The following is a 13,204-nucleotide window of genomic DNA, read 5'->3' as shown; positions in this document are numbered from 1 at the left end:
GCCCTCACGCCTCCCACGTGACGTGCAGCGAGGTTGGTCCGCGGAACCCCCAGCCCCAGAACTCGACGTCGGAATCGGTGTCGCGCTCCAGGTTCGGAATCGATTCGAAGAGTTCCTCCAGACCGATCCGGCACACCTGATTGGCGAAATAGATCCCCGCACACGCATGATTACCGGCCCCGAAAGCCAAGTGCGGCAACGGTGGACGGGTGATGTCGTACTCCGAGGGTGCGGTGTACACAGCGGTGTCGTGGTTGGCCGAGCCGTAGGACATGAGCACGACGGTGCCCGCGGGCAGCGCCACCCCGGCGACCTCGACGTCGGCGGTGCTGATGCGCGCGGTGGCCGACCAGATCGGCGAAGTCCAGCGCATCCCCTCGGAGATGGCCCGGGGGATCAGTCCGGGTTCGTCGACGACCTGCTCCATCTGATCCGGTCGGGTGAACAATCCGACCAGCGTGGAAGCCATCGCGTGACCGGGCTCCTGCATGGCGCCGAGCAGGTAGACGAACAGGGTCGGGTAGATGTAGTCGCGGTCGCGGGTCTGCCCGTCGGGCATGCCGTCGTGCAACCAGTGGGAGATGGCGCTGTCGTCGGGGTGGGTGATCCAGCGGTCGATCATCGGGTCGACGATCGCGCGGATCTCGGCCTTGGCCTCATCACCCTCGTCGAAGCCTTCGGGGTTGGTGAACTCGCCGTTCTCGTCGACGCCGGCATTGGTGAACGACCGGGACAGCTTGTGGAACCACTCGCGCAGTGTGTCCGAGCCGACCTCGCGCAGTCCGAGGAGGTCGCCGAGCGCCCGCACACTGACCGGTTCGCAGTACTGGGCGACGAGTTCGGCGTGGCCGTCGTCCTCGAACGTCTCGAGGAACCGGCGTGCGATCGGCCGGACCAGATCATCGATCCACCGATCGACCTCTTGCGGCTGCAATGCCGGATCGACCATCGACCGCAGGTCGTCGTGGATTTCCCCGTTGACGCCGATGACCGCGGGGTGCCCGAAGGTCCGCCCGCCGGCCTTGGTGATGATCGCCTCGAAGTGCTCGCTGGTGGCGATCTCCCGGCAGATGTCGGTCGTGGTGGCGACGTACGAGCCGAGGACGGGGATGTAGGCCAACGGGCGCTCGGCACGTAGCCGCTCGTACACCGGGTACGGGTTGCGCTCGAGCTCGGTGATGGTGATCTCGTCGATCCAGCTCGGTGACGGAGTGGGGTCGGACGGGGTGGGTGTTTCGGTGATCGTCATGGCGTACTCCTCTGGTCGGTGGCAGGCGATCGGAACTGCTCTGGCCGGAGACGGTAGGGCCGATCGGGACCGGCCTCGACACCGATTGCGCGGGGGAGACACCGAATGCGCGATGAGGTTGTGATCGATATCGCATCAGGTGGCCGATGTGAGGTAGACAAGATCCAGGCCGGCGCAGCCCGCCGGCCGGGCCGACGAAAGAACCGCCACCCGAATGTTCACCGAACACACGTCCACCGGGCACTCGTCAACCGGGCACGGGGCACCGGATGGGGAGACCCGGGACTGGGACGCCGCGCACCGTGCCGTCGCCGATGCGTACTTCCCGCACGAACTCACCGACCTCGACGGCACCGGAGACGTCGCGCTGTCACTGCGGACCGTCGAACTCGGCGGCGTGACGATCGGTCGACTGACCTGGGGTACCGACGTCGCGATCACCTGCGCCTATCCGGGGGCCTACGAGGTCAACATCCCGATGTCGGGACGACTGCACTCCCGACACGAAACGCGTGAGGTGGTCTCGACCCCCGGACGAGCGACGGTCTTCGTCGCCGACCGCGAGTCGCAGATCACCCGGTGGACCGCTGACTGCGACGTGATCGGCGTCAAGTTCGATGCCGATCACCTCGAACGCGAAGCCGACCGCATCCACGTCGGTGCCGTACGCCGACGCCTCGTCCTGCCCGACCAGATCGACGTCGCGACCGACGCCGGGCGATCGTGGCTCGACCTCGTCGCGGCGTTGTCCGCCCAACATCGCGAACCCGTCGACCTGCTCGCCAATCCACTGGTCGGGCCGCAACTGGCGGGCGCGGTGACCGCGGCGTTCCTGCTCACGGTGGCGCCCGATCCCGTCGACGCGGCACATCCACTGCGACCGCGCACCGTCAAACGGGTCCTCGACGCCCTGCACGCCGACCCGGCGCGACCGTGGACACTCGCCGAGATGGCAGCGCTCGCGCAGACCAGCGTGCGTCGTCTGCAGGAGGCCTTCGCCGAATACGTCGGCGCGACGCCGACCGCGGCCTTGCGTGACATCCGATTGGCGCACGCGCACAACGACATCGAGAGCGGAGCGGGCACGATCTCCGACATCGCGGCGCGGTGGGGCTTCAGCAGCGCGAGCCGCTTCGCCGCGGCCTATCGTCGGCGGTACGGGGATCGGCCGTCGGAAGTGCTGCGCAGGTGACCGCGCGCCGACGGCAATTGCGGAACGATCGGCGAGCCCCCGATGTGTGGATACAGTGACCTGTGTCGTACATTGAAGCAGATCATATATTTGATACAGACAGAGGTGCACACCGATGGACATGACCTGGTCGGATGACGACATCGCCTTTCGCGACGAGGTGCGTGAGTTCCTCGACGCCGAACTGACCCCGGAGCTGCGCGCCGCCGGTCGACTGCGCACCAGCGTGTACACCGATCACGAGGCGTCGATGGAGTGGCAGGCGATCCTGCACAAGCGTGGATGGGCCGCGCCGGCGTGGCCGGTCGAGCACGGCGGCTGCGACTGGTCGCTGACCCAGCACTACATCTTCAGCCGCGAATCGGTGCTGGCCGGTGCGCCCGCGCTGTCCCCCATGGGAATCCGCATGGTCGCCCACGCGATCATCGCCTTCGGCACCCCCGAGCAGAAGGCGTTCTACCTGCCCGGCATCCTCACCGGCGACGTCTTCTTCTGTCAGGGCTACTCCGAACCGGAATCCGGCAGCGACCTCGCGTCGCTGTCGATGTCGGCGGTCTCCGACGGAGACGATCTGGTGTGCACCGGCAGCAAGATCTGGACAACCCATGCCGCCGAGGCCAATTGGATGTTCTGCCTGGTCCGTACCTCACGCACCGGCAAGAAACAGGAGGGCATCACCTTCCTGCTGATCGACATGACCTCCCCGGGCATCGAGGTGCAGCCGCTGGTGATGGCCTCGGGCGAGCAGGTCCAGGCGCAGGTGTTCTTCGACGAGGTGCGGGTGCCCAAGAAGAACGTCCTCGGCGCGATCGACGACGGCTGGACGGTCGCGAAGTATCTGCTGGTGTTCGAGCGCGGTGGTGGCGCGGCCGCGCCGGCACTACAGGTGATGGTGGAAAACCTCACCGATCACGCGTCGACGGTCACCGGGCCGTCGGGGGTGCCGCTGGCCGATGAGCCGGCGTTCGCCGCCAAGCTCGCCGATCTGCGCACGCGCGCAAAGGTTCTCGAGGTGCTCGAATATCGCGCGCTCGCGGAGATGAGTGCCGGACGCAACCCGGGCGCGATCTCGTCGATGCTCAAGATCCTCTCGACCGAGCTGAGCCAGCAGATCACCACCCTCGGCGTGGAGGCGGCGGGCCCCCGCGGACGGGCATATCAGCCGCACGCCGCCGCACCGGGCGGGCCGATCGCCGACTTCGTGCCGCCGGCCGACGGATACGTCAGCGGGCAGGCGTGGCAGGCGGTGGCGCCGCTGCTCTACCTCAACGACCGCGCCGGCTCGATCTACGCGGGCAGCAACGAGATCCAGCGCAATATCCTCGCCAAGGCCGCTCTGGGCCTGCCCCAGTACTGACCGGAAAGGTTTCGCCCACAATGGATTTCGATCTCACCGCCGAACAGCAACTGCTCTCCGACGGGCTCACCCGCTTTCTCGATTCCCGCTACGACCTCACCGAGAGCCGCAAGGTCGCCAAGGTCGGTGACGGATGGCAACCACAGATCTGGCGCGCCTTTGCCGACGAACTCGGCGTCATCGGTGCGTGCCTGCCCTCGACGGTCGGCGGTGACGACGGAGGCCCCGAGGAGCTGATGGTCGTCACCGAGGCGCTCGGCCGCGCCCTCGTCGTCGAACCGTTCGTCGATACGGTGGTCCTCGGCGCCGGCCTGCTCGCGCGTACCGGACACGACGGCGCACTCGAGGTCGCGCGGGCGGTGACCGCGGGCGAGACCCTCGTGGCCACCGCCGCACTCGAGGACACCTCGGGCGGACGGCTGCACCACGTGACCACCCGCGCCGAGGAGTCCGACGGCGGCTGGGTTCTCCACGGCGCCAAGGCCGTTGTCACCACCGCCCCGATCGCCGACCAGCTGATCCTCACCGCGCGGATCGCCGGCAGCGACGACGACCGCGACGGCATCGGCCTGTTCCTGATCCCGCTCGGCGACGCGACGCCGGCCGGGCTGACCCAGCACGAGTTCCGCACCGTCGACGACCGCCGTGCCGCGGACCTCACCCTCGACGGCGTGCAGGTGGGCGGCGACGCATTGATCGCCCGCGGTGCCGACGCGCTCGCGCTACTCGAACGCGCATGGGACACCGCCACCGCCGCGGTGGTCTCCGAAGCGGTCGGGCTGATGCGCAAGGTGCTCGCCGACACCGTTGCCTACACCACCCAGCGTCAGCAGTTCGGGCGTCCGCTCGCCGGCTTCCAGGCATTGGCGCACCGCATGGTCGACATGTACATCGAACTCGAACAGGCGGTTGCCGCACAGTATCTGGCGATCCTGTCGCTCGACGCCGAACCCGCCGAGCGGGCTGCGGCGGTGTCGGCGGCCAAGGCCACGATCAGCCGGGCCGCACGATTCATCGGCCAGAACTCGGTGCAGCTGCACGGCGGGATGGGCATGACCGAGGAACTCGCGATCGGACACTACTTCCGGCGACTGACCGTCATCGAGTACGAATTCGGTTCGGCCGACGCTCATCTGGCGAGGGTCGAGAAACTCGCCCGGGCCTGAGCGAACTCGGCCTCGATCTCGGCCCGACCCAGCGCCGGGTCGGTGCCGGGCACATGTGTCGGCTCGGTGTGGGCGGCGCTCGTCCCGCCGGCCACCCGGCGGCGGGCCGCGGTGAACTCCGGAAGCTCGCCGATGCCGGCGTGGGCGGCATTGAGCAGTGACCACACCGCGCTGCGCCGGGCGCGGCGCTCGACGGGATGGGGTGGGGAATACATGACCAGTTGCGCCGCCCACCGGGGCAGGGTGTCGCGAATCGCCCAGTCGACCGCAGCCGCAGCGGGATTGGGCACGTTGGTGCCGGTCGCCATCGCCGCCCCGTAGGTCACCGCCAGGCGCGGCAGATACGACCGCAGGCACTCGAGGGTCTCGGCCTTGGTGGTCGGGAGGTCGGTGCCCCCGAGCGCATGACCGACCCGGATGAACTCGCCGTAATAGCGATCGAGGTCGGCACCGCGCAGCGGCCGCGGATGGTAGATCTCGTGTGCCGTCGCCAATCCCCACACCACGGTGGCGTAATTCCAGCGCAACCACTCAGGATCGTCGGCGTCGTAGGTGGCGCCGTCGGGACGAGTGCCCTTGATCGTGTGATGCATGGCGCGGACCGTGCGCGCCAGTCGTTCGGCGGTCTCGGTGCTGCCGTAGGCGGTACCGATGAAGAAGGCGACCGAGTGTCCCAAGCGAACGGATGCACCCTCGGGATCGATCCGGGGCAGTGCGGCCGGGTCGTCGGAGCGTTCCACCAGCCGGGAGTGGTGCATCCCCATCCAGTAGATGCTCGGGTCGAGGCGCTCCAGATAAGACGCGCACTGCAACCCGAAGACGAGGGCAGGCGTGTGCGAGTGGACATACCAGGTGGCGCTGTCCGGACCGAACCATCCCGGATCGCCGGCCGGCTCCTCGAACTCCATGCCCCGGAAGAACTTTGCGCGGATGTTCGCGTCGAAGAAGCCGGTGAGCCAGTCGCCGACCCACTGGTGCGGCAGGGTCGGCAACGGCAGGGTCGGCAGCGGCAGTGATCCCAGGCCGCTGCGGGGCAGCCTGATCGCGGACGGAGTCTTCATCGTCTCTCCCTGCGCTCGTGGTGGTGCGCGACCGGACAATTTCTGGCCACGCATGTGCCCAGACTACGGTCTGGTCACACCTGTGACCAGACCTTTCGTGATCTCGCCACGCGCCGTACGGTGAGACGATGTCGAACACGACCCGATGGGCCGGGGTCTCGTTGAGCGATCGGCGTACCGAACGACGGGCGCTGCTGATCGCCGCGGCCTACGACCTGCTGGGTACCGACCTGCTCGGTCACGACCCGTCGGCGCTGTCGGTGCGGGCGCTGTGCCGCGCGAGCGGCCTCAACTCCCGCTACTTCTACGAGAGTTTCGCCGACGTCGACGAGTTACTCGGCGAGCTCTACGACGAGGTTGCCGCCGACCTCGCGGGTGTGGTCGCCGCGGCGATCGAGTGCGCCGGCCGATCGGTGCGATCGCGCACCGCGGCGGGTATCCGCGCCGTGCTCGGTCATGCCGGCGACGATCCACGGCGCGGCGCGATCCTGTTCACCCATGCCCGCGCCAACCCGGTGCTCGCCGCCCGTCGCGTGGCGACCGAGGAACTCCTCATGTCGTCCGTCCTGGCCGAAACCGTTCGGCGCCAAGGGGATCGGACGTCACGTCCGAGGGCCGATCAGGTCGGGGCGGTGATGTTCGCCGGTGCGATGGCCGAGCTGGCACGGCAGTGGCTGGGCGGTCATCTGGGGTCGGATCTCGACGTCGTCGTCGACGCGGCGACCGCCTTCGTCCTGCGATCGGCACCCGCCCGTACCTGATCGGTGGTGGGGGTCGCGAGCACCTCGCGCAGCAGCATCACACGCACCGGTGCGAGGCCGGCCACCGACACCGCGATCACGGTCAACGAAATCCACAGCAGCGCACCGCTGGCCAGCAGCAACAACTGCAGTGTCCAGGACGGGGCGGTCAGCGATTCCGACGCCAGCTGGCGTGCCCACAGGCGCCAATAGATCATCAGATTCACCGTGAGCCCGACGACGTAGGAGATGCCGAACGACACCAGATACGGACGCCACGTTCCGTCGCGAAGCCGCGCCGAGAGCGATTCGTGTCGCAGCGGCGCGACCACGGAGAGCACGTTGCCCACACCGAGCCAGACGAGCACCATGACGACGAACTGGTCGATCATCGCCGCGAGGTCGAGATCGGTGGTGACGGCGAGGTAGGCGAGGATGGGTACGGCCGCTATCGCGACCCCTATCAGGATCATCAGGTTCTTGGCGACCAGGATTCGCCACAGACGTTCGCCGGCCCGGATGTCGGTCCACACCCGTGCGGCGTCGAAGCACAAGGCGTTGGTGCACACCACACTCCCGACGACGCCACCGAAGACATACAGGGTCAGCGACCCGGCCTTCTCGTAGGTCGCCCATCCCACCGATCGATAGACGACCACCAACGACAGGCTGATCGCGAGGGTGATGACCACGCGGATCAGCACCGCGTGCGGTCGGGCGCGCAGCGCTCGCGCCACCTCGTTCGCGGTGCGCCGCAACAGCGCTCGGGTGGCGGTGACGACGAGTCGGACGGTCTCCCGGCGATCACTGGAGCGGGCGGGTGAGGAGTCGGAGAGCGCGGCGTCGGCGTAGGTGAGATCCAGACGTGCGCGCCGTATCGCGTCGTCGGCGAGTTGGAACCGCAGTGCGTCATCGGGTTCCGAGACGGCGGCCAACTGCTCGGCCAACCGCGCCGCGTCGGTGGCCAGAGCGGCGATCTCGGTGGACAGCGAGTCCCCGGTGGCGCTGGAGTTCATGCCGACCATCTGATCACCCGGACCCACCGGGGTGCACGGCAGGCCGTCGAATCGGATGTGGGGATCAGGGGAAGGGCAGGCCTCCCGTGCCGCCGCCGGTGCCACCGTTTCCGTTGCCGTTGCTGGGCACCGTGGTCTGCGCATTGTCCACGGCACTGCCGAGTTTCACGGTGACCGTGTGTTCCTGGCCGCCGCTGGACACGGTGATGGGTACCGTCGAGCCGGGTTCGTGGGTGAGGATCTGGGCCATCAGGTCGGCGTAGCTGGTCACACGTTGATCGCCCACCTTGGTGATGACGTCACCGGATTTGATGCCGGCGGCCGCGGCCGCACCGTCCCCGCTCACCGTGGTCACCTGGGCGCCCTCGACGTCGGCGGCGTTGGTTTCGGCCAGCGAACCGGTCACCCCCAGCACGGGCTTGGTCGCGTGGCCGTCGGCAAGCAACTCGTTGGCGACGCGCCGAGCCGTGTTGATGGGGATGGCGAAACCCAGACCGAAGGCCTGGACGCCGCCCTGGGATGCCTGGCCGGTGTCGACCGCCGAGTTCACCCCGATCACCTGGCCGGACAGATTGACCAGCGGCCCACCGGAGTTGCCGGGATTGATCGGCGTATCGGTCTGGAGTCCGTTGTAGACCGCGACCTGCGAACCCTGCTCATCGCCTGCGGTCACGGTGCGCGAGAGATTGCTGATGATGCCGGAGGTCACCGTGTTGGACAGATTCTCCGGGCTGCCGACCGCGACGACCTGCTGCCCGACCTGCAGGCCGTCCGAATTGCCGAGTGTTGCCGGGGTCAACCCGGACGCGTTCTGCAGTTTGATCACCGCCAGGTCGTAGGACGGTGAGGTACCCACGACCGAGGCCTGGTAGGTCTTCTGGTCGGCGGTGGTGACCTGGATCGCCGAGGTGCCACCAGCTCCGGCGATCACGTGGTTGTTGGTCAGGATGTAGCCGTCGGGGGAGAGCACGATGCCACTGCCAACCGCGGTGCCCTGGCTGCCGGCGACCTCGATGTCGGCGGTGAACTTCGACGCCGCCTGCGCGGCATAAGTGATGGAACCCGGCTGGGCGGGGGCGGCTGTGGTCGCGGCCGGGGTGGCGAGTTGGGGTGCCGCCGAGGTGCTGTGATCGACGAGCGCGCTTCCGCCGAGAGCGACTGCGCCGCCGAGCAATCCCGCGATGACCGCCGTCGCGATGATCGGTTTCATCGACGACCGACGTGCGGTGGCTCCGGCGGGTATCGGCGTGATGGTGGAGGGGCCGGCGGGGTAGTGGCCACCCGGGTGGTGCCCAGAAGGCTCGTATCCTCCGGTCGCGTACGGGCCGGACGGAGGTGGGGTGTAGCCGGGGGTCGGGCCCCACCCTCCGGCGGGCTGCCCGTACGGGTGCGTTCCCCCGGTGGTCGGGGGCGGCGGACTCACCGGCGCGGTCGGCGTCCCGGGAGAGGTCGGATACTGATGCGAATCCTGCTGGGTGCCCGAGATTTCCGTTCCGTCGGGAGTGCTCTCGCCCGGAACGTGGTTGTCGGGATGGCGATCTGTGGTCACCAGACCACGTTGCCCAAGGTCACTGAGAGCAATCCGAGAGGATTGTGTGGAATTGGCTGTCAATTCACTGTCGAGGCGCCCACCGTTGTCGGTGGGCGCCTCGACGTCCCGATGTACCGATGTGGCGGCCGCTGCGGCTACTTCACCTCACCGCGCAGGATGCGCAGCACGCCGAAGAACAGCGGGATACCGATCCACACGATTCCGGAGACGACGAGCTTGGCCCATTCGCCACCGCTCGCCCACTGCTCGGATTGGAAGGGCGCGTTGGTCATTCCGGTGTCGACCCAGGCTCCGAGATGGTCGTGGAACCACGGCACCAGCTGGCTGACGAGGGTCAGCGCGGTCGGCAGCACGAAGTAGGCGACGATCGCGCCGGGAGTGTTCAGGATGAGCGCGGCGAAGCCGAATCCGAGGAGCAGCCCGAACAGTTGCAGCACAAAGGAGTTCACCAGTCCCGCAGCGGTGAACGACCATGCTCCGGCCGGATCGGCGAAGGCGAGACCGGCGATCACGTTGCCCACCGCCCCGAGCGCGAGGGCGAGGCCGACGGCGATCACCGAGGCGATCAGTGCGGTCAGTAGTTTCGCGACGATGATCCGTTCGCGACGCGGTTCCATCGTGAACGTCGTCAACGCCGAGCGCTGACTCCATTCACCGGTGACCAACAGGATTGCCATCACCGGCAGGATGATGCCCAGCGGGATGTTCATCATGCCGAAGAACTGGCCGAAGGTGAGGTTGGTCAGACTGTTGCGGTTGGCGATCAGCATCGCCACCACGACGACCACCGACAGCACGCCGATGGATGCGGCCAACCAGAATCCGGCGCGGGTGTCGACGAGTTTGCGGAGTTCGACCCGGACCAGGCGGGTCATCGGAATGCCGGCGGTGCGCGTCGGCGCGGACGCGGCCGGGGCAACGGTGAGGGTGGTCATCAGAATGCTCCTGCGGTCATCGGTTGTTCGCGTTGGGTGGAGGCGGTCAGTTCGAGGAACATCTCCTCGAGTTTGGCGCCGTCGCCGGCACGCAACTCCGTGAGCACGATGGCGTTCGCCGCGGCGACCCGCCCCACCTCCTCGGGGGCGGCGTCGGTGGACAGTCCGCCGCCGGACTGCGGCTGCGCGCTGATGCCCGAGGCGTCGAGCGCGTCGGCGAGGGCCCGGTCGTCGAGCGAGCGCACCGTGGTTCCGGTGCCTGCGAGCAACTCGGCCTTGGTGCCCTGCGCGACGATGCGTCCGTTGCCGATGACGACGAGGTCGTCGGCGACGATCTCGATCTCGTGCAGCAGATGCGAGGACAGCAACACGGTGCCGCCACGATCGGCGTAGCCGCGCAGCAGGCTGCGCATCCAGTGGATGCCCGCCGGGTCGAGGCCGTTGGCGGGTTCGTCGAGGATCAACACCCGCGGATCGCCCATGAGCGCGTTGGCGATTCCGAGTCGCTGCCGCATACCGAGGGAATAGTTGCGGACCCGCCGGCCGGCTTCCTGCGGTGTCAGGCTGACCAGTTCGAGCATCTCATCGACCCGGGTGCGGGGCACCCCGATGGTCATCGCGGTCAGGCGCAGGATCTCCTCGCCGGTGCGTCCGGCGTGCTGTGCGGACGCGTCGAGGAGTACGCCGACCTCGGTGGCGGGATTGGGGATGTCGCGATAGGCCTGCCCGTCGATCGTCACCGAGCCCGACGTCGCCGGGGTCAGTCCGGTCATCACCCGCATGGTGGTGGACTTGCCCGCTCCGTTCGGTCCGAGGAAGCCGGTCACCTGCCCCGGGCGGCACGCGAAGGACACGTTGTCGACGGCGACGTACTCGCCGTAGCGTTTGCTGAGGTTCTCCACTGTGATCATGGAGATCATCGTTGCCGCACCGGGCGGGTGTGCACATCGGGCGCGAGGATGGACCCGATCTACGACGAAAGTCTGATACTGCCTGGCCGTCGGGTGCAGGCGGCTGGGGGATCACCCCCACTACGGTGAGGGGGTGCGTCCCGAGGATTATCAGCCGCCGCTGAATTGGTGGAGCCATACGTGGCGTCTGCTGCTGATGCTGGCGATCTCCGCGGTGGCGATGATCGGGCGCACCGATCATGTGGGCGCTCATGTGATCTGGTGGCTGACCCTCGATCTGGCCCTCGGTGTGATGTGCTTCGTCGCGACCTGGTGGCGCCGAACCCATCCGGTTCTGGTGTGTACGTTGACCAACCTGGCCGCAATGGTGTCGGTCAGTTCCTCGGGAGCCGGGGCGTTGGCGCTGGTCTCGTTGTCCACTCGACGGCGGTGGCGTGAGATCGCGCCGCAGATCGTGCTGGGAATCGCGTGTAGCGCGGTCGCAGACGAGTTCGTCTATCGACCCGATCCGAGTGAGTCACCGTTGGTGCGATACTCGTTCATCGTCGCGATCACCGCGGTACTGGTGGCGTGGGGTATGTACATCGGGTCGCGGCGCGAACTGCTCGCGAGTTGGCGCTCGCGGGCCATGCTGGCCGAGCAGGAGCAGCAGGCGAAGGTCGCCCAGGCCCGATCGGTCGAGCGGGCGCGGATCGCGCGGGAGATGCATGACGTTCTGGCGCACCGTATCTCGACGGTGAGCATGTATGCCGGGGCGTTGGCCTACCGTGCCGATCTGACGCCGGAGCAGGTGCACGACACCGCGTCGACGATCGAGGAGAACTCGCGACTGGCCCTCACCGAATTACGCGAGGTACTCGGGGTGCTGCGCGAGGGCCCCGGTGATGCCGACCCGGAACAGCCGCAGGCCGGCCGCGACGACGTGGACGACCTCGTCGAGCAGAGCCGTGCGGCGGGTATGCGCGTCAGCTATGTGCGCACCGACGACCTGCAGACGGTCGCGACCACCACCGCACGGACCCTGTATCGCTGTCTGCAGGAGGGTTTGACCAACGCACGCAAGCACGCACCGGCGTCGGCGGTGACCGTGCGCGTCGAACCCGGACGCTCGGGCGGGATCGACCTGCTGGTGGCCAATCCGCTGCCGATCGGCGACCGGTCACCGACGCTGCCGCCGTCGGGTCTGGGGCTGATCGGGCTGGGCGAACGTGTGGAGTTGAGCGGTGGACGGTACTCGACGACCCGCACCGACGACGGGATGTTCATCCTGCACGTCTGGCTGCCGCCGGCCGTGACGACCAGAGACGACCCGACCAGAGACGACCCGAGAACATGATGATCAGGGTGACGGAGACACGAGGAGGTGGCCGGTGGTCGCACGGGTGATGATCGTCGACGACGACCCGTTGGTGCGGTCGGGACTGAAGTTGCTGCTCGGCGGCGAACCGGGCTTGTCGATAGCCGCGGAGGCGGCCAACGGCAGCGCGGCGCTCGACGCGCACCGCAGCGACCCGGTCGATCTGGTGTTGATGGATCTGCGGATGCCGGTGATGGACGGGATCGCGGCCACCACCGCCCTGAAGGCTGCCGAGCCGGCTCCCGCGGTCATCGTGCTGACGACCTTCGACGCCGACGACTACGTGGTGCGGGCACTGGCGGTCGGTGCCGACGGATTCCTGTTGAAGGACACACCACCGCAGGAGATCGTGGCGGCCATCGGCAACGTCCTCGAGGGACAGCCCGCGCTGAGTCCATCGGTGACCGCGGCGCTGATCAAACAGGTCGTCGACTCCGGGCAGCGGTCGGGGTCGGCCGTGGCCCGCGAGGGCATCGCGCGACTGACCGAGCGGGAACGCGAGGTGGCGATCGCGTTGGCCAAGGGAGCGTCGAATGCCGAGATCGGAACCGAGCTCTACATGAGTGTGGCCACCGTCAAGGCGCACATCTCGCACATCTTCAGCAAACTCGGCGCCGCCAATCGTGTGCAGGTGGCGATCGCCGTCCACGACGCCGGTTTGGTCTGAA

12 protein-coding genes are annotated in these 13,204 nt (G+C 67.9%); 6 read left to right on the top strand and 6 right to left on the bottom strand.

Going from position 1 to position 13,204, the window contains the following annotated elements:
• Positions 1-4: 4 nt before the first annotated feature.
• A complete protein-coding gene (locus tag P3L18_RS19055) occupies positions 5-1,249 on the bottom strand; it encodes a cytochrome P450 (protein ID WP_079930379.1) in 1,245 nt (414 codons plus the stop codon).
• 214 nt (positions 1,250-1,463) lie between these two features.
• Here P3L18_RS19055 and P3L18_RS19050 point away from each other — a divergent pair, with 214 nt between their 5' ends.
• The 3 genes from P3L18_RS19050 (at position 1,464) to P3L18_RS19040 (ending at position 4,964) form a co-directional block, all read left to right on the top strand.
• Positions 1,464-2,441 (top strand): AraC family transcriptional regulator, encoded by a 978-nt coding sequence (locus P3L18_RS19050; protein ID WP_020170684.1) that lies wholly within the window; start codon positions 1,464-1,466, stop codon positions 2,439-2,441.
• Positions 2,442-2,556: 115 nt separating this feature from the next.
• Entirely contained in the window at positions 2,557-3,798 is a 1,242-nt protein-coding gene (locus P3L18_RS19045; protein WP_006367696.1) for an acyl-CoA dehydrogenase family protein, read from the top strand.
• A 20-nt stretch (positions 3,799-3,818) separates the two neighbouring features.
• Positions 3,819-4,964 carry an acyl-CoA dehydrogenase family protein gene (locus P3L18_RS19040; protein ID WP_276114915.1) on the top strand — a complete coding sequence of 382 codons (1,146 nt, stop codon included), beginning with the start codon at positions 3,819-3,821 and terminating at the stop codon, positions 4,962-4,964.
• Here the strand turns inward: P3L18_RS19040 and P3L18_RS19035 are convergent.
• Positions 4,928-6,025 (bottom strand): oxygenase MpaB family protein, encoded by a 1,098-nt coding sequence (locus tag P3L18_RS19035; protein ID WP_172398852.1) that lies wholly within the window; start codon positions 6,023-6,025, stop codon positions 4,928-4,930. The genes P3L18_RS19040 and P3L18_RS19035 overlap by 37 nt on opposite strands.
• 128 nt (positions 6,026-6,153) lie before the next feature.
• Here P3L18_RS19035 and P3L18_RS19030 point away from each other — a divergent pair, with 128 nt between their 5' ends.
• On the top strand, positions 6,154-6,786 hold the full coding sequence (locus P3L18_RS19030; protein ID WP_020170687.1) for a TetR/AcrR family transcriptional regulator: 633 nt from the start codon (positions 6,154-6,156) through the stop codon (positions 6,784-6,786).
• Here the strand turns inward: P3L18_RS19030 and P3L18_RS19025 are convergent.
• From P3L18_RS19025 to P3L18_RS19010, 4 genes are all read right to left on the bottom strand, one after another.
• Positions 6,708-7,781, bottom strand: a complete 1,074-nt coding sequence (locus P3L18_RS19025) for a hypothetical protein (RefSeq protein ID WP_276114914.1) — start codon at positions 7,779-7,781, stop codon at positions 6,708-6,710. The genes P3L18_RS19030 and P3L18_RS19025 overlap by 79 nt on opposite strands.
• 64 nt (positions 7,782-7,845) lie before the next feature.
• Positions 7,846-9,330: a trypsin-like peptidase domain-containing protein gene (locus tag P3L18_RS19020; RefSeq protein ID WP_253194013.1), complete on the bottom strand. Its 1,485-nt coding sequence runs from the start codon at positions 9,328-9,330 to the stop codon at positions 7,846-7,848.
• A 137-nt stretch (positions 9,331-9,467) separates the two neighbouring features.
• Positions 9,468-10,268 (bottom strand): ABC transporter permease, encoded by an 801-nt coding sequence (locus P3L18_RS19015; RefSeq protein WP_014360651.1) that lies wholly within the window; start codon positions 10,266-10,268, stop codon positions 9,468-9,470.
• Positions 10,268-11,188 carry an ATP-binding cassette domain-containing protein gene (locus P3L18_RS19010; protein ID WP_020170690.1) on the bottom strand — a complete coding sequence of 307 codons (921 nt, stop codon included), beginning with the start codon at positions 11,186-11,188 and terminating at the stop codon, positions 10,268-10,270. The genes P3L18_RS19015 and P3L18_RS19010 overlap by 1 nt, the downstream gene beginning before the upstream one ends.
• 124 nt (positions 11,189-11,312) lie before the next feature.
• Here P3L18_RS19010 and P3L18_RS19005 point away from each other — a divergent pair, with 124 nt between their 5' ends.
• Together P3L18_RS19005 and P3L18_RS19000 are read left to right on the top strand one after the other, a co-directional pair.
• Positions 11,313-12,515: a histidine kinase gene (locus tag P3L18_RS19005; protein ID WP_079930374.1), complete on the top strand. Its 1,203-nt coding sequence runs from the start codon at positions 11,313-11,315 to the stop codon at positions 12,513-12,515.
• Positions 12,516-12,549: 34 nt separating this feature from the next.
• Entirely contained in the window at positions 12,550-13,203 is a 654-nt protein-coding gene (locus P3L18_RS19000; protein ID WP_020170691.1) for a response regulator transcription factor, read from the top strand.
• Position 13,204 lies beyond the last annotated feature (1 nt).

The organism is Gordonia sp. N1V (assembly GCF_029269935.1).
In the GTDB taxonomy this organism is placed as follows: domain Bacteria; phylum Actinomycetota; class Actinomycetes; order Mycobacteriales; family Mycobacteriaceae; genus Gordonia; species Gordonia polyisoprenivorans.
The sequence above is the reverse complement of the archived record's forward strand: the minus strand, read 5'-3'. Positions and strand labels throughout refer to the sequence as shown.